The sequence below is a fragment of the Candidatus Brocadia sapporoensis genome, assembly GCF_001753675.2.
In the GTDB taxonomy this organism is placed as follows: domain Bacteria; phylum Planctomycetota; class Brocadiia; order Brocadiales; family Brocadiaceae; genus Brocadia; species Brocadia sapporoensis.
On record NZ_MJUW02000077.1, the window covers coordinates 24,559 to 45,105 of the forward strand.

The window sequence follows — 20,547 nt, forward strand, 5'->3', positions numbered from 1 at the left end:
AAAACACGCTGATTGCAAAAGAAAGTGTGGCTATTACCAAAATAATTGATTCTTACCATCCAAGCACATAGGCAAAAATCAGTGGTGCAACAATGGTAGCGTCCGATTCAATGATAAATTTTGGGGACTCCTTGCCAAGCTTGCCCCAGGTAATTTTTTCATTCGGCACTGCACCAGAATATGAACCATAGCTTGTCGTTGAATCACTAATTTGACAAAAGTATGACCAAAGTGGAACTTCAGGGCGTCTCAGGTCTTGGTGGAGCATCGGTACGACACAAATAGGAAAATCTCCGGCAATGCCGCCGCCGATTTGAAAAAAGCCCAGTCCATCCGGAGCGATTTGTGTGTACCATTCCGCCAATAAAATCATATATTCAATTCCGGTTTTTACTGTGTGGATGTTTTTAACCTCGCCGGAAATGCAATGTGCGGCGTACATGTTGCCTAGCGTTGAATCCTCCCAGCCAGGAACAAAAATTGGCAGATTTCGTATCGCAGCTTCCATAAGCCAACTATCTTTTGGATCAATCTGATAGTGTTCCTTGAGTTTACCACTTAAAAGAATTTTGAACATAAACTCATGAGGGAAAAATCGTTCACCCCGATTATCAGACGCAATCCATTCTTCAAGGACTGCGTTTTCAATGCGTCTTAATGCCTCTGCTTCCGGGATGCAGGTGTCGGTTACACGATTCAGGTGTCGCTTACATAAGCTTTCTTCATCAGCAGGAGTCAACTCCCGATAGTTTGGGATACGTACGTAATGGTCATGTGCTACAAGATTAAAGACGTCTTCTTCCAGATTTGCACCCGTACAGCAGATACCGTGAACCTTATCCTGGCGAATCATCTCTGCAAGGGATAGTCCGAGTTCTGCGGTGCTCATTGCGCCTCCCATTGTCAAAAACATCTTTCCGCCGTTTTCAAGGTGCTGCGTATAAGCCCTGGCTGCATCAATCATAACAGCAGCGTTAAAATGCCGGTAATGATGGCTTATAAATTGAGAAATGGGGCTATGAGTCATTTTATATTTTTTTTCATGCGACTCCGCTGTCTTTGCAAAATCCAACCTATTAAAATCTTTTATCATTATGTTCTCCTTTTATTTATCAAATGCTATGTTGCACTTTTAAAATATTAGTAATGCGGCTTGCTTGCCGTCATTAAATACGATGTTTGAAAATCCTGCAGTTCTAGAGGGATAAAGTTACTTTCAAGAAAAAGCCGTTTCATTTCTTCGGCACAGGGAGAAGTATCGTTTGCTACAGCCCCGCCAATTTTTTTATGCAGATCATTGAGTTCCTTGCTACCCAAAAGATTGCATATCACTAAAATACCAGATGGTTTCAGCAATCGGTGAAATTCACTGAGCGCAACCATTTTGTTGTCAATGTGTGGAAAGGTACAAAAACATATTATCCTGTCTATACTTTCCGAGCTCAGCGGTATTTGTGCAATATCTGCCTTAATAAAAGAAATATTTTCATTATGGTATTTTTGTTTTGCTATACGAAGCATTTCTTGTGAAAAATCTATTCCATATACATAGCCATTTTTACCAACGTTAGTGTATAAAAATGGAATGAGACGTCCGGTACCACAACCTGCGTCAAGCACGGTCTCTCCCTCTTTTAGTCCAAAATAATCAATAACTTCACTTATCTGTGAAAGCTCTTTGGCATTGGTGGACGACTTCTCCCAATTGTTTGCTGCATTGTCAAAGAATATCTCCTTTTCTGATTTCTCAGCATATACAGGAATTGAAAATAGACATATCTGTAAAAATACAAATGTGAAAATATAAAACGTTTTTTTCATATACTTCTAATACATCCGTTCAAGTTAATGAGCAGTCGAGATTCAGTGTCATTAGGTTAAATTACTAACGGTAAAATTCCCTCTTAAAAAAGAGATACAGAGCGTTGTCTTGATAAAATAATTGCTAAGCTGAATCCCCAACTACATTGAAGGGATAGCAAAAGCTATACTGAAGTATTTGAAATAGAGATACTTCTTTCTTAGGATGACCCTTAGGTTGTTTTTGTGGTCAATCCGTACGAAGGGAGTTGAAAGTGAAAAGAGTTTAGCACATGCAGAATGAGAATGCAAGTATTACATGGTATGGGTATCGAAGAAAGGACATAAAACCATTCTTGGAAAACCTCGGCGTGAGATAGGAACAACCTCCAGTTTTTGTAATTCCAATGAATACCGACGTCTACCGTATGTCTTGAAGTTCCAAACGCCAACCTGTCAGCATTGTTATATGAGTAATTTCCTCAAAATATCAAACGATTCTCTATGGCCTGTTGGTCCGCTGCGACTTCAACACCCCTGTTTGTTGAATTCCCCGTATGCATTTCCTCATAATTTGGGCACTGACCGCAGATAACGATACTATCGTTAAACAAGGTATAAAAATGTACAAAAACATAACTCAAATTCTTTATAGGGGTCTGATGTACACCAAATTCGTAATTGACCAATGTCGCAGTGGCAAGGTCTGGCGCTGCTACAGGAAAGGGGAGAAATATCTAGCAAATGAGAGATGGATTTCTAAATAACTTGCAATAATTTGACGGATAGAAAAGAATTTACTAAAAGTGATCGAATAGTAGGAAATAGATTCCCCGTGATGGGCTTACTCATTGTATAGCTTATAACAAAATATGCTTTCATTGTAATTTTAATTCTCAATGTCATTACGAGTTAGAGTTCACACATCAAGATTTAACTAAAACGAGTTGTGAAGGTATATCATTTGCTCAAATCATTCCATAGGAAATAAAGAGATTTCCACAGGAAAACCTATACTGAAAGACGGGTCATGATAGAGGCATCAAAAGTAGGAAGAAGTAGTAAACCGATAGAGTTTGATGTTAAATTTGGTGCATATAGTAGCAGGGAGACTTCTCCTTTCAGAAAAATCATCTATGATGAAGTAGAGAGGTGTGATCGTGAGTTGAATAAAAGACAAACCTATGATTATGATACGGTAACAAGCAGAATAGAGGGTGGGGCATTATCTTTGCTTGAACGTAATGCATTTGAAACATTAGTAACAAATGCAGAGATAAAGAAAAAGATACAACCCATGTCATTAAAAGATCAATTTCAGAAATATAAAGAGGACCAATTGTTATCAAATCCTGGCGGGGATCACTTCAACCTGGATAAGAAGACTCATGTAATAGACTATCAGGGGGATCAATCTCAGTTTGCGGTACGGGTAGGGAAAGATATGAAGGATGCCGGGAAAAATATCATAAATATCTTTAAGGATTTTGGCCCCGGTGCACCGTTTAAATATATTGACAAAGACGGTCTCGTCCAGGAAGGTAAAAAAGTGGGATTAGGAGGTACGTTGGTTAGTTTTTTCAAAGATATGGCAAGTGGCGTGACGTTAGGTAAATATGCACCGAAAGGTGAGAAGCTACCGACAAATGCGTTGGAATCTACAAAGCATTTCTTTAAGAAGATATTTGTGGATGCCTTGTTTAGAGATGTGGTCGTGGGTGTGCCAAGAAGCGCTATTCATATAAGTGAAAACGCGGTATTAGCCTGCATGAATCTTGCAGAAGTAGTTCCCGATGCGACCATAGGTAATTGTAAAAAAGGACAGGAGATAACTACCGAGGTGTTTGATGATGCACAGGTGCTGGTGGATTTTGTTGCCGATATTGTTCCAATGGGAGAGGCAGGCGCCAGGACAATGGCTGTTACTTTCAAGAAAGGGCTCAAAGGATTTCCTCTTATCAACAACATCACTTCTCCGGAGCATGGAACGACTGATGAAAAATGGAGATATGTTCGAAATACACCTTTCAGAAAGACGATTGAATCCGTTGCAACGTTGATCCCGATTCGTATATAAAAACTTGGTAATTCCCCTTAGACATGACAATGTATTTTTACTAAACCTTCCTCATCAGGATTTCCAACGACGACGATCGTTGCCGGCAAAAATAATTTTACAATTTCAATATTAGTAAGCAGATGTTGGGTAATTCTGGGGGTGGTATATTGCGATAGTCCTTTTGTAAGAGCGAGGGGAATGATGAGCTGGTCTGCCAGGTACTCATCGATGACGCCTTTGGTTTCAAGAAAGTAGAAGAACTTATCGCAAGCCTCGTCTGCGACGGTTTCCGCACGTTTGCCAATGGCGCCCAAACTAAAGTAACAGCATTGGCTTTTTCCAAATTTTCCCACCAGAAGTAGCATCGTACCCTTTCCTATTGCGGGTATTTTTGAAATTTCTATTTTATGGGGGATGCTTCGTTCTATAAATTTCTTCCTGGCCTGGGTTTGTTGTCTCTGTGCAATGTTACTATCCAAGTTGCTTACAGTGGATATTCCATGCACTATCAGGAGCTCCCCTCTCTCTTCCAGATGGATTGGATTCAGGGGGTTTTGGGGATTTATTTTGACAATGATCTCGCCGCCACCGCGCGGGTAGAATCCTGCCCGCAGGGTTTGTATTTCAGCAGCAAAGCCGATTTTCTCAAGAAAGTACAACCATTGGTGCGTGAGGTAGTCTGCAGAGGGGCTATGACTGACGTGTGTGCCGCCAATGATAGTAAGCGAAGAAGGTTTATTCGCAAGGCTGAGCGGATAAAATATAGTCTGCAAAACGAGTGAAACAGAGCCGGCCGTCCCAATGTCAAAATGATAGGTGCCAGCTTGTATCTCCCCTGGAAAAAATTTGAGATTGGTGGATCGCAAATGATTCCCGATAACTTCTGCGTTGCAAATGCTGGCTGTGGCATTGACTGATTGCAGGTGCTGATGGCTGAGGCCGGGTGTTTTTCTATGCGCCCGTATATTGTGTATTTCAAAAGGTCTTTGGGTAATGGCGGATAGCGAAAGGGCTGTGCGCAAGATTTGACCTCCCCCTTCGCCAAAGGAACCGTCAATGGTAATAACATCCGTCTTCATGGGTGCGGAAAACAAAAGGGTAGGACATTTCATGCCCTACCCTTTTGTTGCTTGAATAATATCTGTTTGCAGGTTAATTTATTTACCATTAAATTCCCGAACGAGTTTGATAAGCGGGTCAAGATCGGCAGTATCAACTCCAAGGTCGGAAAGTTTAACATAATTTGGGTTTTTGGTGCCTTCAGTCATGGACTTTTTCATGTCTGCGTCAGTTCTCGACTTTTGATATTCTGGATTTGTGAAATCCGGTACGTTAAACTGCTTTCCCGCCTCGCTCCCTTTTCCATCAGCGCCATGGCATAGTTCGCAGGTATCTTTATAAATCTTTTTCACGTCTCCGGCATGCGCCGTAAAACTGGGAAGACCTAAACATATGCCAAACATCGTTACAATGGGAATTGCGCAATAGGTGAAAATCTTTTTCAATGGACTATCCTCCTAATAAGAATTACCTGAACATTAATAAATGCACGAAAAATAAGTTTTGTGAAATAATTATAGTAACACATATTTACAGGCTTTTTCTGAAATCCTCATCACCTCCTATCGGGTTTACATCATCTTGGATTCAATAAAATGAATAGCTTTATCTAAATCATCTTGCGTAAAACTGGGCGCGTGAGAAGATGTTTTTGCAGTATTGGTAATCCTCAAACGATGTTTATATTCTTTGTTTTTTGATATCATGTGTTGTTGGTCTTGCTGGATTTCAATAGAAGGGTAATTCCAATGCTTATACCCCTCTACGAATATAACATCAACATCCCGGTAATTAGTTTCAATAAGAGTTTTTATTGAAGGCGATTTTCCTCCACCCCTTTTTATAATCGCAAGTTTTTCCGGCGATGATATAGAAACTACATCTGCCCCCGCTGCATAGTGTCGATGCGTATCCTTGCCTTCGTAATCAACTTGAAAGAAGGGTACATTATATTTAATAGTTCCAATCCGGTATCCCTTCTTCTTTAATAAAGGAATAAGTATCTCTATAAGTGTTGTCTTTCCGGTATTCTGTTTACCAATGATTGAAACAACGGGAATGGCTTTTGACAATGTTATTTATCTGGAATTCTGTAAATAGCACCGGATGTCCGGTGCCTTTTGTAATAAATACCTCTAAGATTTTATTACTTTGCGAAAATTTAAATAACAAATACTCTTTACGTTATCTACTGAAACAAGTACTCCGACATCAAAGATTTTCAGATTTTTAACGGTGAAAAAAATCGTAACATCTCTTGCATATAGTGTCAAGGACTTTCCTTTCTGCAGAATTTGTAAAATGGGTATTTTAAATCGGGAAAATTTGCTATATAATAGCTACCCGTATTATGCCATGATGTCTGAAGCTTACTAGTATCTATATTGCATAACAAAGCCATAATCAATCCTCCTGTTAAGATAGCTGAAGGGGGGTAAAAAACTTGCAATAAAAAAAGCCCTTTCATGACAATACTACAAGGAACAAATCCAGCGATGTTCGCTGTTTAATAACAAAGTACATGATGAGAATTCTGGCCACGACAACATTTGTAAATACAAGGTTATTTACAGATGCTAAGCTGAAAACGTTTTAATACGAGGTATCTAATTTGTGCAATTCACATTTTAGCGGAGGGAGCGATGGAATCAGACGTTAAAAAAATTACGGAAAGGGTGAAGCAGGAAAGTGATTTTGTGAATACCCTGATGTATGAAGTTGGAAAAGTAATTGTAGGTCAGAAATATTTAATTGAAAGATTGCTCATTGGTATCCTCTCCAACGGCCATGTATTACTGGAAGGCGTACCGGGTCTGGCAAAAACAATGTCTGTTATGACCCTGGCCAAGGCAATGCAAGCCGGATTTCAAAGGATCCAGTTTACACCGGATTTACTCCCTGCCGATCTTGTTGGCACTCTTATTTACAATCCCAAGAGTGGTGATTTTACGATACGGAAGGGTCCTATTTTTACCAATATTGTTCTTGCCGATGAGATCAACCGGGCACCAGCAAAGGTGCAGAGCGCACTCCTGGAGGCAATGCAGGACAGGCAGGTTACCATAGGGGATCAGACATTTCAGTTAGAGGATCCTTTTCTTGTGTTGGCTACCCAGAATCCCATTGAGCATGAAGGAACCTATCCATTGCCTGAGGCGCAGGTAGACCGGTTTATGCTAAAATTAATCATCACGTATCCTGACAAGAAAGAAGAACGTGAGATTCTGGAACGCATGGCATTGACCAAGAAAGATTTTAAGGTAACCCCCGTTATATCTCCTGCAGATATTCTGCGTTTGCGTTCCATTGTTGATGAGATTTATATCGACGATAAAATCAAGGATTACATTGTCGATATTGTATTCGCATCAAGGGAGCCAAAGGCATATAATCTGAAAATGGAAGATTTTATTGAATATGGGGCATCGCCGCGCGCAACGATTTACCTCGCCCTTGCAGCCAAGGCACACGCCTTTATCAGGGGCAGGGGGTTTGTTACCCCGCAGGATGTGAAATCCATAGGAATGGATGTACTTCGCCATCGTGTAATTATTACGTATGAAGCCGAAGCTGAGGAGATACGCGCTGAAGATATTGTTCAAAAGATATTTGATACCGTAGAGGTTCCATAAAGTGCCGGGTCAGGCAGTTTAATCGTTTCGCAGGCTCAAGCAAGGCAAAGTATTTGTGCCGTGTGTGTATCCTGTAATTGTCTGAACCAGCAGACATACCAGAGAGATAGATTATCATGATTACGAAAGATATCCTGAAGAAAATCCAGCAGATAGAGATTCATACCCGTCGTCTTGTCAATGAGTCGTTTATCGGTGAGTATCACAGTGTTTTCAAGGGACGGGGGATGGAGTTTGATGAGGTGCGGGAGTATCAACCAGGGGATGAAATCCGGACGATTGACTGGAATGTGACGGCGCGCATGGGTCGTCCTTTTATCAAACGCTACGTCGAAGAACGGGAATTAACGGTAATGCTCCTTGTGGATATGAGCGCATCCGGAAACTTTGGATCAATCAGACAATTGAAGAATGAAATCGCGATAGAGGTCTGTGCATTGCTTGCATTTTCCGCTATAAAGAATAACGATAAAGTGGGCGTGATCATGTTTACAGATAGAATTGAAAAATTTATTCCTCCTAAAAAAGGCGCAAAACATGTATTGCGGGTTATCCGGGAACTCTTGTGTGCAAAACCGGCGGGGAAAGGGACAAATATTTCTGTGGCGCTGGAATATATGGATAAGATTTCCTCACGGCGTGCGATCTCGTTCGTGGTGTCTGATTTTATTGCAAATGATTATGCACATGCACTTCGCATTGCAAATAAGAAGCATGATGTGATTGCGATTACCATTGTTGACCCGCGGGAACAAGAATTACCGAATGTAGGTTTACTTGAGTTAAGAGATGCTGAGTCAGATGAGATACTCTTGATCGATACGGCAAACACATTGACAAGAAAAGAATTTCATGCGCTCAATACCAGACAAAAGCACGAACGGTCAAGATTGTTCCGTTCAATGGGTATCGACGAAATTATCGTCGGTACCGACCGGCACTATGTTGAGCCTATTGTTCGTTTTTTCAGGATAAGGGAAAAAAGATATTGATTATTTTTAAAATAATTCATCTTAGGTCTTCTTGAAAATGGTAGTGAAAAGATACCGTTCGTTGCTAAATATCCTATTGCTTTTGATAGGGGTAGTTTATACACTAGGTGTGGTTAGAAATAGCGCCTTTGCTTCGGGAAACCAGGCTACAGAAGGCGTACCTTCGATAGAGGCTATTGCGCATGCAGACAGAAATGAAATAACCATTGGCGATAAGATAAAATTTGGAATTCGGGTGACGTATAAGGATGGCGTCGTTCCGCGGTTTCCTGAATTAGATCAGCAACTTGGCGTATTTACGGTAAAAAAAATGGGAGTTGCTGAAGGACCGAAAAAAGAAAAAGACGGCCGGTTTACGGTCGATTGTTATTATGTATTGAGTTCATATGAAATTGGACATCAATCGATTCCGCCATTAAAGATATCGTATCAGGGGACTCAAGGCGAGGGAGAAGTTGTTACCAATGAAATATCTATTGATATCAAGGGAGTTTTGCAAGGAGATGAAATTTCCGGCGATATTAAGGACATTATCCCGCCTGCTGATGTGCCTGCTAGTTTCAAACGGCTGCTTTCGTGGATAGGCGCTGTATTTACCGTATTGTTGCTATCAGGGATTATTTTCTGGTTAATCACAAAACGGAAGAAAAAAATGCAGGAACGAGAGTTGATAGTAAAATTACCTCATGAAATTGCCTACGAATTGCTGGAAGGGTTATTGAAAGAAGATTTGATAGCAAAAGGATTCATTAAAGAATATTATTATCGTTTAACGGGTATCGTGCGTCATTATATTGAAAATCGGTTTGATTTGTTGGCGCCGGAACGCACAACAGAGGAGTTTCTTGCAGAAATGGCACATACGAATAAGTTAAATGATATTCATAAACGATTGATTCGGGAATTCCTTGAACGATGCGATATGGTAAAATATGCGACATATGATCCATCGGTGTCGGAAATTCAGGAGATTTATGACGCTGCAAAACGATTTGTCGATGAGACCAAAGAATGCATGGAAAACAAAGAGGCGATTCCTGCATAAAAGTGAGAGATTGTCTTACAGAGTAAGTTTGTCGATTGCATACCCGGGCGTTCTCTTTTCGATGACTGTACTTTAAGGATATCGGCTCTTAATAGAGTAAACCTTTTTTACAAGGATGAGAAAAATGGTAAAAGCGCCAGAAAAATTTTTGGATGAGTATTTAAGTTACGAAAAGAAGTTGAAAGGGAAGCCGGTTGCAAAGTCATCAGTTACACCTGTGCGCAAGGTCACAACGGAAGAACTTGCAAGACTTAAAAAAAATATGCAGACTTTATGGGGCATATATTGTACTCCAGAGATCAAAGAAATCCTTGCAAGGAAGCAGGAAATTCGTTTTTTTGAAATAGAGAATGATAAGGTACGTGTAAGCCTGAAATATGTTGATAAAGGTATTTCCATGGGGTATGAGGAGAATATGGGCTTCCGGAAAGAGCTTGCAGGAGCACAGGTGTACAAGCAGGCAGAAATGAATCTCAGCCGTTATTTTACGTATGTAACAGGAATGGAAGACCTCCTCAAGTCAACCAATGAGGCGCTTCGCTTTCTCGTGAATGTTTTAACCGACAAGGAAATTCCGGAAACAGATGTCTGGAATGCTATTTCAAAAGGGAAACAGGTGCAATATTCTTTTCCTGTCATATAAGTTTCCATGATCTTTCGTGACCCATTATTTCTGGTATTTCTTCTTGTTATTCCACCCCTGATCTATGTTTACTTTCGAAGCAGGGGAACCAATCAGGTTGTCTTTCCTTCCCTGGAAGCGCTAAAAAAGATAAAACCCTCATTTGCCCAAAGGTACAGGCACATACTCATTATCCTTAGATCGACGGCAATTGTACTGTTTGTGATTGCCCTGGCCCGGCCTCAGTATGGAAACAAACAAACGAAGGTAACAACGGAAGGGATTGATATTGTTCTAGCCGTGGATGTATCGGGGAGCATGTTGGCTGAGGATTTTGAAATCGCCGGCAGGCGCTATAACCGGCTTCATGTCGTTAAACAGGTGGTGAAAGATTTTATCATGAAACGTACAAATGATCGTATTGGTTTGGTCGTTTTTGCCGGACGGCCATATACCCAGTGCCCAATGACGCTCGATTACGGTATGTTGTTACAGCTCCTGGACAAGGTGGAGATTGGAATGGTTGAAGACGGCACTGCCATAGGCTCTGCCCTGGGTTCATCCATTGAAAGGCTGAAAAATACCAAGGCGAAGAGCAAGGTAATTATTCTTTTAACGGACGGCAGAAACAACTCGGGCGAGATCGATCCATTTACCGCAGCAGAAATAGCCCGAACATTTGGAATTAAGATTTATGCGATAGGCGCCGGCACAAAGGGGCTTGCCCCGTTTCCGGCATTTGATATCTTTGGAAACAAGGTGATGAAACAAGTGAAGGTTGATATCGACGATGATGCCCTGAGAGAAATTGCAAGAATTACCGACGGGAATTATTACCGTGCAACAGATACCGAGTCGCTGAAAGAAATTTATGGCCAAATCGATAAACTTGAAAAAACAGAATCAGATGTGACCCAGTACACAGAATATAACGAGTTGTTTCATTATTTTTTATTGTCTGCCTTTGGGTTATTATTCGTTGAATTAGGTTTAGCAAAAACAAAATTAAGAAAAATACCTTAATGAAATACGGAAACCTTATTTACCTTTACCTGCTTGCGGTTATTCCGGTTTTGAGTCTCGGATACTTCCTTGCCTTCAAAAAAAAGATGCGCGACCTCAATACCTTTGCAAGTCTTGAATTGTTACAAAAGACCGGACTCTCCATTCATAAAAAAAAGTTGTGGTTTAAGGCTGTTTTCATAATTCTTGGCATCTTTTTTTTGGTTATAGCACTTATTGAGCCGAAGTTGGGATATCATTGGGAAGATGTCGAGAAAAAAGGGATTGATATTATAATTGCCGTGGATACTTCACGAAGCATGCTGGCGGATGATGTAAAGCCCAATCGACTGGAAATGGCAAAACGGGAGATTGAAGATTTGTTGCGTGTCCTGAAAGGAGACCGTATCGGCCTTGTCGTGTTTGCAGGTTCGGCGTTCCCGTACTGCCCGCTAACGTCAGATTACGGCGCCTTTCGACTCTTTTTGCAGGATGTTAATACGAATCTCGTTCCGCTGGGTGGGACTGCCCTGGCAGAGGCGATAAAAAAAGGGATTGCTTCGTTTGAAGCAAATTCAAAAAATCACAAAGTTATTATTCTGATTACCGATGGTGAGAATCACGAAGATGATCCGTTACAGGCAGCCGCTATTGCTAAAAAGGAGGGTATTGTTATTTATACGGTAGGTGTGGGAAAGAAGGATGGTTCCTATATCAAAATAAAAGATGAAAGTGGTCAGGATCGATTACTGAAAGATAGACAAGGTCAGGTTGTTAAGTCAAAACTGGATGAAATTACCTTAAATAAAATTGCACTGGAAACTGGCGGTCTTTATACACCGGCATACGGTACCAGGTGGGGGTTAGAAAAGATTTATAACGATAGTATTGCTAAAATAGAAGGTTCTGCCTATAAAACTCAGCGGGTGAAAAGGTACGTGAACAGATATCAGATTCCTCTTTTTATTGCAATGATTTTTATTACCGTGGAGAGTTTTCTCCTGGATAGAAAAAGATAAATAACGCGAAATCTCGTTAAATAGCTGATGAATATGATTTATAGAAAAGGTAAGATTTACAAATTTGGTTATTTCATGATACCGTTCCTTATCGTGACTTCGTTGGGATGGATTGATCCTATGGCTGATAAAGTGAGAGAAGGAAACCAGTTGTACCATAAGGGTGCATACGAAGAGGCGTTGGACAAATACGTTGATGCTCAGGTTCATGCTCCTCAGGTATCTCAGTTGGATTTTAATATAGCCGATACCCAATACCAAAGAAAAAAATACGACGAGGCTGCTCGTTTGTTTGAAAAAATAGTACAAACTGATGATCCTGAGATGCAAGCAAAGGCAAGCTTTAATATGGGAAATACCCTGTACCGGCAGGGGAAAATGAAAGAGGCTATGGAATGTTATAAGAAAGCGGTGGATTTTACCGACGAACTGGAATACAAGGGTGACGAAGCAATGAATTCTCTGAAAAATGATGCCAGGTACAATTACGAGTACGTTGAGCGAAAGATGAAGGAAGATGAACGGAAGCAACAGGAGCAGAATCAGAAGGAAAATGAGCAGAAGCAAGAGCAAGATACCAGGGACAAAAAAGAAGATCAGCATCAAAAAGAAGACAAGGACGAGGAAAAGAAAAAAAACGAACCGCAAAATGATAAACAGGAATCCGGGCAAAAAAATACCCAGAAAAACGATGACGACGCAAGAGAAGATAAACAGGATCAATCGGATAAGGATAAAGAAAAAGATCAGGATGCAAAACAGCCTCAGCCGATGCAGCCTCAAGGGCAGAGACAAATGTCAAAAGAGGAGGCTGAACGGTTTCTTGATGCATTAAATCATGCTGAAAAAGAGACGAGACAGATGTTGAAGGATAATCAGCGTCTGCAGCATAAATCCGTAGAAAAGGATTGGTGATTTCTTTCTAAAAGGTTTTTGAGATGAGAAGATATAAGTTCTATTGTTGTATTTTGATTTCTGTTGTTATTGTCTTTGGATACGTTGGTAAATTATGTGCGCAGGATATTCGCCTAACGGCGACCGTCGATCAAAATATCCTGACATTAGGCGATCAACTGAGATTGACTTTGACCATTCATGGCACACAGGATACCGCACCTCCTTCTTTTCCCGTTATCGAGGGATTTACCCTGCTCTACGGTCCAAGCATCTCTGCTCAAACACGAAATGTGAACGGTGTGGTCTCGGTAAGTAAAGGCTATACCTACGTGTTGCAACCTGCTGCAAAAGGTAAATTCACGATTGGTCCGTCAACGGTAGAATTCGAAGGAAAAATGTATTCTTCTCAACCAGTAACGGTGGAAGTGGTTGATAAATCCCGCTCATCCGACCCACAAGCCCCGGATCTTGAAAAGCTTGTCTTTGTCGAATTAAGCGTTGATAAAAATGAAGCATATGTAAATGAACAGATCATACTATCATTCAAGTTCTATTTTCAAAAAGGATTACCGGTAAGTGATATAAATTATAGTGAGCCGACAACAAAAAGCTTTATGGAAGAAAAACTTGGGGATCAGAGACAATATGAGGAGATTCGGGAAGGAGTTCTCTACAATGTTCTAGAGTTACGTACGGCGCTTTTCCCGATGATGTCGGGAGAGCTTGCGATATCGTCAGCCAAACTGAAATGCAATTTGATTGTGTCGCAGCGCAGAGGCAGGAATACATCGTCTGATAGTTATTTTAGCGACGCCTTCTTTGATGACTTTTTTGGAAGAGAACAGAAACGATACCCTATTGAAAGGGCAACAAATGCAATTGCCCTAAGCATAAAACCGTTGCCGGAAGAAGGAAAACCCAAAGATTTTAAAGGCGCTGTAGGTAGCTTTGATATGGAGGTCTCAACGAAGACGCAGCGGTTAAAGGTCGGTGATCCGATCACGCTTTCCATGTCTGTGTATGGTGAAGGGAATATCCAGACGATTCAAGAACCGGCACTGGTCATAAACAAGGAGGACGATTTTAAAGTATATCCTGCCGAATCTACCACGCAAATTACAAACAGGGAAGAACTGTTACGAGGCAGAAAGGTGTTTAGTAAGGTCATCGAGCCTCTGAAACCAGATCTAAAATTCACGCCGGCAATCGTATTTAGCTTTTTTGATCCGCGTGCCGGCCAATATAAAACAATTACCAAAGAACCGATTCCTATTACGATAGAGGCGGGAGAACAGGAATTACCCATCCAGTTAACGCTTTCTCATGACAAGCCGGCACTGGCCAAACGTCAGGTACAACTGCTTATGGAAGATATCCTGCCCCCTATGACCAATCTGGCCTCTTTGCGAAACCAGGGAAACCCTGTTTACCGGAATCCATTTGTCATGGGGTGCCTCTTGATTCCGGCAGTTGCAGTTATTGCCTCGTTTATGTTAACCAGGCATAAAGAGAGACTAACATCAGATGTTGGATATGCCAGGACAAGGAGGGCACACGCGGTTGCAAAAAAGAGACTGAATGGGGCCCTGTCTGTGCTTCATCAGCATCGGCAGGGAGAATTTTATTCCTGCCTTTCCAAGGCAATATCCGATTACCTGGCGGATAAATTTAACATTCCTCCGGCAAGCGCTACGGAAGACAAGGTGATCGTCCTATTGCAACAACGAGGGGTGAAAGATGATATTGTTGAGGAAGTTTCCCGCAGTCTGACTGATTTTGATCGTCGGCGATTCTCGAAAGACAGCGGGACATGGGACGAAATGGAGCATTCTTTGAAGCGCGCGGAAGAACTCATTACAAAGATGGAGAGACAATTGTCATGAAGATATGTATTGTTATCCCCCTTTTCTTTCTCTATTCATTATTTCTCTGGGGAACGCAGGTAGCACATGGTGAGTTGTCAAAATCTGAAATGTCTCGGGACGAGGCAGTCAAACTATTTGCAGACGCCAATGAAAAATATCTCCAGGCAATAAAGTTGATTGCATCAAAAAACTTACCGGAAGCGGATCATAAGCTAAAAGAAGCGACAGAACAATACGAAACAATCCTGACAGGTGGATTCAAAAACGGTCATATATATTATAATCTGGGAAATACCTATTATCGTCGCGGAGAATTGGGGAAGGCGATTGTAAACTACCGGAGGGCAGCGCGGTTTATACCGAGAAGCGTAGATCTCAGCGCAAATCTGAGGTTGGCAAAAGATTCTACAGAAGACAAAGAACTGTCAACAGAAATTCCAGCCATAGTGAAACGGATATTCTTTTGGTTATTTTTCCTGAATCAGAACGAATTATCTCTCGTAGCAATATCACTCTATGTTTTATTGATGGTGGTATTGTTCTTTTCGAATGTTTGCAAATATGGAGGGATTAAAAGAATCTTCATCGGTATTTCTTCCGTTCTCTTTATCGTGGTGGTTTCCCTCGGTCTGAAAATCTATCTTGAACGAGGTGTGAATCATGGAGTGATTATTGCTTCGAAGTGCGAGGTACGTTATGGACCGGGAGAAGAATATGAACCGAAATTTGAAATACATAATGGCGCGGAATGTGTGATTGAAGATGAAAAAAACGATTGGTATCGTGTATATGTAAAAGTAGGGGTAAAGCTCGGTGCCGGTTCAGAAGCAAGAGCCGGGGAAAAGACCGGCAATGAGGTAAGAAGTGGGTGGTTACAAAAAAAATATGTAGATACCATTTAGGAGTATGAGATGGGCGGATTCTATGGAAAGTTATTGATTGCCGCATATAGTACGTTTATTGCTCTCATGACGGGCATTGTTTGTATGAATATTATTTTTGGAAAAAAAGATGACAAAACACCCTCTTCTGAGTAGAACCTGATAGCAAAAGAGTCAATCTGCCATGTGTTGCGGCGAAATTAAGGGATAACGAAATTATAGAATCTTTAAAAGTTAAGTGTGACATTTCTCGCGAAGATAAGGGCGAAATTAACACTGTCGGGTTTCAACCCCAGACAGTGTTGAAGCACGGCTTTCGTGCATTGTATTTTGACTTTTCCGACGTGTTTTCCAATTGCTTTCCCCCGGTTTCTTGACATGCCAAAACCCATCGATAATGAAACAAGAGAAGTTGCCGTATCTGAACTGAAGAAAAACATCGTTGTGATCGCGGGAGCTGGGACAGGCAAGACAACACTCCTGGTAAACCGCATGTTACACATACTCCTGGGTCATAAAAGGTTTCAGAAAGAAGAAAGCCCTGTCCTCAGGATCGTGGCCATGACCTTTACAGAGAAGGCTGCCAGCGATATGAAGATGCGGCTGATAGGAGAGTTGGAAAAGATTGTTGCTGTTATCCGTGGAAATGCATCACAACAAGAGCAGATTAAGGGAGAAGCATTTCTTTCGCACATCCGAGATGCTTACCATACGACTCATGCTGAGATTGAACGGCGTGCACAGAAATCTTTGAAGGACATGGATAAGGCCATAATCGGGACTATTCACAGCTTTGCAGCCCATATCTTGCGTCTCTATCCTGTAGAATCAGGGGTAGTCCCCGGATTTACCGTGGATGAAGGTGATGTATTTGAGGAGATGTTTGATAAAGAATGGAACGCTTGGGCCGAGGCAGAACTTACACTAACTGCTCCCAATGCACACCGATGGAAAGGCGTGTTGAAGAGATTGGATCTAGAGAGCCTCAAAGACCTGGCAAAGAGATTGTCGGAGTTTGCTATTCCCCCGGATTCGCTTTTGTCACAAGCGAATGATGAATCAAAAGTCCAATTGCTGATCGATTCCCTTTCCCGCAGAATTAGGAAAATCGTTCCTTCCTGTAAGAATCCTAAAAACAATCTTCTCATTCAATTACAGGAATTGTCAAGCATTTTGGATGCTATAAAGAAACACGGTATCAATTACTTATCTACCTTGGCATACGATCTCGAGAGAGGTGTCTCTCAGGCAAAAAAAGATTGGACAGAAGAAGAATTTGCATCCGCACAAAAGCTAGTAACGGAATGTCAAGTAACACTAAAAAAACTCAAGATGGTCGATCACGTCCTTGTTGCAACCGCAATAGAACTCGTTCTCCCATTTGCAAAAGCCTTTCGGCAAACCTATTTATCCCAGGGATATGTCTCCTTTGACGGACTTCTTATCCTGGCCAGAGACTTACTGCAAAAGAAAGAATACCGGTATATTCGCGACAAGCTGAAGAACGATTTCCGGGTTCTGCTTGTTGATGAGTTTCAGGATACGGATCCTGTCCAATACGAGATTGTTCTTTTCCTTTCCGAGTCGTTAGAACATTACCACACGGATGCGCGAAAGGTAACCCTTGAGGAGGGAAAGCTCTTTATCGTGGGCGATCCCAAACAATCCATTTACGCTTTTCGCAAGGCGGATATTGAGGCTTATGAATATGTGGTTAAGCAGATATGCGGACAGGATGAGCCGTTGAAATTACAGGAAAATTTCAGAAGTCATTCCGGTATTATTGAGGTGGTAAACCAGCTATTTGACGGCAGAATTATGGTAGGGCAGCCTGGTTTGCAACCGCACTATATTCCTCTCCATGCGAGCAGACAAAAGAAGTATCCTTTCCAGAAAGTTGAGGCAGTCCTGGTTTCCGATGGAGAAGGAAATGGACTGAAAGCAGATGATGCAAGGGAAGCTGAAGCCGAGTGGATTGCACGATGGATTACCAAACATGTGAATCATGAAACCGTGGAAGATGCATTAGCCGAAAACGGGATTCGTAAGCTTGCATACAAAGACGTAGCATTACTTTTGCGGGCGTTTACTCAGGTACGACCTTATGTTGAAGCATTGAAACGGTATGCAGTTCCTTATCTTGTAGAAGGTGAAAAATATTTTTATACTACCCAGGAAATTCTCGATTTCATAAACCTCTTGCGCGTAATCGAAAACCCTCACGATCTGATTGCATTGGTGGGTGTGCTCCGCTCGCCGATTGCAGGCCTGACAGATCGGGAGATATATGAACTTCGGGTAAATCATTCATTAGATTACCGCAACGATGCCCTGGGTAAGACTCCGGCAGAACCATTTTATGCTTTTTTAAGAGAAATCCATCCACGGGCAAGCATCATTCCCGTTTCTCACCTTATCGCAGAAATTTTAGACAGCACTCATATTGCAGAGATTACTGCCAGCGCCTGGCATGGTGAACAGAAGCTGGCCAATCTCTGGAAACTATACGGGATGGCTTGTGACATGGAACAACAGGGGAGTATTTCACTTAAAACCTTTCTTAACCGTATTAAGGCGCGAATAAAGGAAGGCAGGGAAGAAGGTGAAAGTCCTCTGTCGGATGAAACGCTGGATGTTGTGAAAATTCTTACCATCCATAAGTCTAAAGGGCTGGAATTTCCTGTTGTTATTCTGGGCAACCTCCATGGCGAAGTAAGAAATGACAAAGAAGCGTTGAACGGTGTGGTATTTGATTGGTCTACATCTACCACAGGTGTTGTTATTGGCCGGGGGGATCAACAAGTGAGGAACCTGCAAAGTATGGCGATTGAAAAGAAGCTCAATGATCGTTCGTGGGAAGAAGAGAAACGTGTCTTGTATGTAGCTACAACCAGGGCAAAGGAACGATTGATCCTTACGGGGGCAAGAAAGGACGACAATAAATCGTATATGGGACTTATTATACAATCGATAAGAGACGCGGCTGGTAGTGAGCTTTGTGATGAAATATTCATGAATTCCGGTTGCTCTAAGGAAACGGTGAGCTTCCCTTTAGGTAAGGCAGAGGTCTTTGTCGAACATTTCATGTTTGATGGAATACGCCCCCCCAAAAGCGCTGCAAAAGAGAAATTTCTGAATGCTGACTGGGCGACTTTTGTAGAAGCATGGAAGAAGAGAGATGCTGCAATGTCTGAAGCAGCAAAGACACCTCTTTTTATTTCTCCAACGTCAATAGCACATGAAGAAACAATGGAAATAAATATGTCCGCAGCACCAGAGAGCTGAAGAGTTACCCCGGCTTTATCCGAATGAATTTAAAGGATGCCAGACGAGATAAGACACTTTGAGTCTGTCCCAAAGGATGTTTTGTCTTCTAACCCGAATAAGTCGGTAAAGGCAAAACCCGAAGTGCCGAATTCATGTCTCAACCCGGTCAAATTCAATTCTAGCCTTACAGCCAGTTTCACTCCGGGCACGTTTCAAAATAGTCACATAGGAGGCATTGTCATGAAGGACACAACAAATATAATAGGGCTAAGTTGCCCATAATATTTATCGAAAATGTCAAAATGATCCTTGGAAGATACTCTAGTGAACGCAAAAAGAAAGTCGTCGTTGAGAGCACATTCGCATTGTTCAATGTAAATTCCGCGAAGCAATCCGGGCACTGGAGATTGCTTCGGGCTGTCATCCTCGCAATGTAATTGCATGTATACTTATTTGTTACGTTTTCTAGGTAAGGATAAACCGCTGTTTTGCAGGCTTAAATAAGGAATAAAGATGTATGGTCAAAGAAATTCAACCTGACACTGATCAGACAAGTCCAAGCCATGCTGTATTAGTTGGCTCCATCTGTCACCGTGTATTGGAGGAATGGGATTTTCACGGAACTTCCCAGGAACTTCAAAGGATGGTCGAGTCAGTGGTAAAATGGTCTATGAATTTTGAAATGACGAGGGAAGAATCATCTGCACAATTTCAGAATATGGAATATATAAAAACAGAGGTAGTAAAGATACTTTCTGCTTTTATGAATTCTGATGCGTATAAAGAACTACAGATAGCAGAGATCCTTGGCCGTGAAGTGTTCATCCTGCTTAATTGGAATGGCCAAATCATGAGGGGATCCATTGACATCCTTTACAAGATTGGAGATCGTATCATTATTGCCGATTATAAGACGGATTACGTCGCCACGACCGGGCTGCCAGCAAAGGCAGAAGAATATGCGTATCAAAAAACGGTCTATGTGGAGGCTGCCAGGCGCTGCCTGAAAATAGATAACCCTGAATTTAAGCTTATCTTCCTCAGGGCAGGTAAAGCAGTAGCTATTTCTTAATGTAGTCAAATGTCTTCCCCGAGTAAGTTCATTCTTTCATCTCAATTTTATCTACCCATACTACTTCCAGCCATTGAATTTTTCTGATTAGGCATGGATTTTGAGCATATCCTTAAGCTATTACACACAATTCTGCTGAATTATACCGATATTTTTCACAGATTGACCTGATTTTCTCAGGAAACACCGTTTTTTATATGAAATCTAAATTTAATTGTATAGGAATTTTTATTTTATTTAAGCGGGTCACAGGGTGGCGCTGACAAACTTTGTTTGTTCGTGTGATATATTCCAAATCCGTGTGTATATTCAAACAACATGGACAAACAAGTTT

17 protein-coding genes are annotated in these 20,547 nt (G+C 41.5%); 12 read left to right on the top strand and 5 right to left on the bottom strand.

Annotated elements, in window-relative coordinates:
* Positions 1-52: 52 nt before the first annotated feature.
* Positions 53-1,027 (bottom strand): deoxyhypusine synthase family protein, encoded by a 975-nt coding sequence (locus BIY37_RS06960; RefSeq protein ID WP_070067132.1) that lies wholly within the window; start codon positions 1,025-1,027, stop codon positions 53-55.
* A gap of 113 nt (positions 1,028-1,140) precedes the next feature.
* The gene (locus BIY37_RS06965) at positions 1,141-1,821 is read right to left on the bottom strand and encodes a class I SAM-dependent methyltransferase (RefSeq protein WP_070067114.1); all 681 of its coding nucleotides are present in this window, start codon (positions 1,819-1,821) and stop codon (positions 1,141-1,143) included.
* Between the two features lie 1,009 nt (positions 1,822-2,830).
* On the opposite strand from BIY37_RS06965, the gene BIY37_RS06970 reads away from it, so the two are divergent.
* Positions 2,831-3,877 carry a hypothetical protein gene (locus BIY37_RS06970; RefSeq protein WP_070067115.1) on the top strand — a complete coding sequence of 349 codons (1,047 nt, stop codon included), beginning with the start codon at positions 2,831-2,833 and terminating at the stop codon, positions 3,875-3,877.
* Positions 3,878-3,894: 17 nt separating this feature from the next.
* On the opposite strand, the gene rtcA is transcribed toward BIY37_RS06970, so the two are convergent.
* The 3 genes from rtcA to mobB form a co-directional block, all read right to left on the bottom strand.
* Positions 3,895-4,971: an RNA 3'-terminal phosphate cyclase gene (rtcA, locus tag BIY37_RS06975; protein ID WP_080324919.1), complete on the bottom strand. Its 1,077-nt coding sequence runs from the start codon at positions 4,969-4,971 to the stop codon at positions 3,895-3,897.
* A gap of 45 nt (positions 4,972-5,016) precedes the next feature.
* Positions 5,017-5,364 (bottom strand): c-type cytochrome, encoded by a 348-nt coding sequence (locus tag BIY37_RS06980; protein ID WP_070067116.1) that lies wholly within the window; start codon positions 5,362-5,364, stop codon positions 5,017-5,019.
* A gap of 126 nt (positions 5,365-5,490) precedes the next feature.
* Positions 5,491-5,991: a molybdopterin-guanine dinucleotide biosynthesis protein B gene (gene mobB / locus BIY37_RS06985; protein WP_179129321.1), complete on the bottom strand. Its 501-nt coding sequence runs from the start codon at positions 5,989-5,991 to the stop codon at positions 5,491-5,493.
* Positions 5,992-6,561: 570 nt separating this feature from the next.
* Here mobB and BIY37_RS06990 point away from each other — a divergent pair.
* The 11 genes from BIY37_RS06990 (at position 6,562) to BIY37_RS07040 (ending at position 20,213) form a co-directional block, all read left to right on the top strand.
* Entirely contained in the window at positions 6,562-7,551 is a 990-nt protein-coding gene (locus tag BIY37_RS06990; protein WP_070067118.1) for an AAA family ATPase, read from the top strand.
* Between the two features lie 116 nt (positions 7,552-7,667).
* Entirely contained in the window at positions 7,668-8,543 is an 876-nt protein-coding gene (locus BIY37_RS06995; RefSeq protein WP_070067119.1) for a DUF58 domain-containing protein, read from the top strand.
* Between the two features lie 61 nt (positions 8,544-8,604).
* Entirely contained in the window at positions 8,605-9,588 is a 984-nt protein-coding gene (locus BIY37_RS07000) for a hypothetical protein (protein ID WP_143299201.1), read from the top strand.
* 124 nt (positions 9,589-9,712) lie between these two features.
* The gene (locus tag BIY37_RS07005; protein WP_070067121.1) at positions 9,713-10,231 is read left to right on the top strand and encodes a hypothetical protein; all 519 of its coding nucleotides are present in this window, start codon (positions 9,713-9,715) and stop codon (positions 10,229-10,231) included.
* A 6-nt stretch (positions 10,232-10,237) separates the two neighbouring features.
* A complete protein-coding gene (locus tag BIY37_RS07010) occupies positions 10,238-11,233 on the top strand; it encodes a vWA domain-containing protein (protein WP_070067122.1) in 996 nt (331 codons plus the stop codon).
* Positions 11,233-12,231 (top strand): VWA domain-containing protein, encoded by a 999-nt coding sequence (locus BIY37_RS07015; protein WP_070067123.1) that lies wholly within the window; start codon positions 11,233-11,235, stop codon positions 12,229-12,231. The genes BIY37_RS07010 and BIY37_RS07015 overlap by 1 nt, the downstream gene beginning before the upstream one ends.
* Before the next feature lie 33 nt (positions 12,232-12,264).
* Complete coding sequence (locus BIY37_RS07020; protein ID WP_179129322.1) at positions 12,265-13,146, top strand: tetratricopeptide repeat protein; 882 nt, start codon at positions 12,265-12,267, stop codon at positions 13,144-13,146.
* Positions 13,147-13,169: 23 nt separating this feature from the next.
* A complete protein-coding gene (locus tag BIY37_RS07025) occupies positions 13,170-15,011 on the top strand; it encodes a BatD family protein (protein WP_070067125.1) in 1,842 nt (613 codons plus the stop codon).
* Positions 15,008-15,895, top strand: a complete 888-nt coding sequence (locus tag BIY37_RS07030) for a tetratricopeptide repeat protein (RefSeq protein ID WP_070067126.1) — start codon at positions 15,008-15,010, stop codon at positions 15,893-15,895. The genes BIY37_RS07025 and BIY37_RS07030 overlap by 4 nt, the downstream gene beginning before the upstream one ends.
* Before the next feature lie 357 nt (positions 15,896-16,252).
* The gene (locus BIY37_RS07035; protein ID WP_070067127.1) at positions 16,253-19,159 is read left to right on the top strand and encodes a UvrD-helicase domain-containing protein; all 2,907 of its coding nucleotides are present in this window, start codon (positions 16,253-16,255) and stop codon (positions 19,157-19,159) included.
* Between the two features lie 499 nt (positions 19,160-19,658).
* Positions 19,659-20,213 (top strand): PD-(D/E)XK nuclease family protein, encoded by a 555-nt coding sequence (locus tag BIY37_RS07040; RefSeq protein WP_070067128.1) that lies wholly within the window; start codon positions 19,659-19,661, stop codon positions 20,211-20,213.
* Positions 20,214-20,547 lie beyond the last annotated feature (334 nt).

Bases quoted from the DNA above. Each gene is read 5' to 3' on its own strand.
- BIY37_RS06960 (WP_070067132.1), bottom strand. From the start codon at position 1,027: ATGACTCATAGCCCCATTTCTCAATTTATAAGCCATCATTACCGGCAT.
- BIY37_RS06965 (WP_070067114.1), bottom strand. From the start codon at position 1,821: ATGAAAAAAACGTTTTATATTTTCACATTTGTATTTTTACAGATATGT.
- BIY37_RS06970 (WP_070067115.1), top strand. From the start codon at position 2,831: ATGATAGAGGCATCAAAAGTAGGAAGAAGTAGTAAACCGATAGAGTTT.
- rtcA (WP_080324919.1), bottom strand. From the start codon at position 4,971: ATGAAATGTCCTACCCTTTTGTTTTCCGCACCCATGAAGACGGATGTT.
- BIY37_RS06990 (WP_070067118.1), top strand. From the start codon at position 6,562: ATGGAATCAGACGTTAAAAAAATTACGGAAAGGGTGAAGCAGGAAAGT.
- BIY37_RS06995 (WP_070067119.1), top strand. From the start codon at position 7,668: ATGATTACGAAAGATATCCTGAAGAAAATCCAGCAGATAGAGATTCAT.
- BIY37_RS07005 (WP_070067121.1), top strand. From the start codon at position 9,713: ATGGTAAAAGCGCCAGAAAAATTTTTGGATGAGTATTTAAGTTACGAA.
- BIY37_RS07010 (WP_070067122.1), top strand. From the start codon at position 10,238: ATGATCTTTCGTGACCCATTATTTCTGGTATTTCTTCTTGTTATTCCA.
- BIY37_RS07015 (WP_070067123.1), top strand. From the start codon at position 11,233: ATGAAATACGGAAACCTTATTTACCTTTACCTGCTTGCGGTTATTCCG.
- BIY37_RS07020 (WP_179129322.1), top strand. From the start codon at position 12,265: ATGATTTATAGAAAAGGTAAGATTTACAAATTTGGTTATTTCATGATA.
- BIY37_RS07025 (WP_070067125.1), top strand. From the start codon at position 13,170: ATGAGAAGATATAAGTTCTATTGTTGTATTTTGATTTCTGTTGTTATT.
- BIY37_RS07030 (WP_070067126.1), top strand. From the start codon at position 15,008: ATGAAGATATGTATTGTTATCCCCCTTTTCTTTCTCTATTCATTATTT.
- BIY37_RS07035 (WP_070067127.1), top strand. From the start codon at position 16,253: ATGCCAAAACCCATCGATAATGAAACAAGAGAAGTTGCCGTATCTGAA.
- BIY37_RS07040 (WP_070067128.1), top strand. From the start codon at position 19,659: ATGGTCAAAGAAATTCAACCTGACACTGATCAGACAAGTCCAAGCCAT.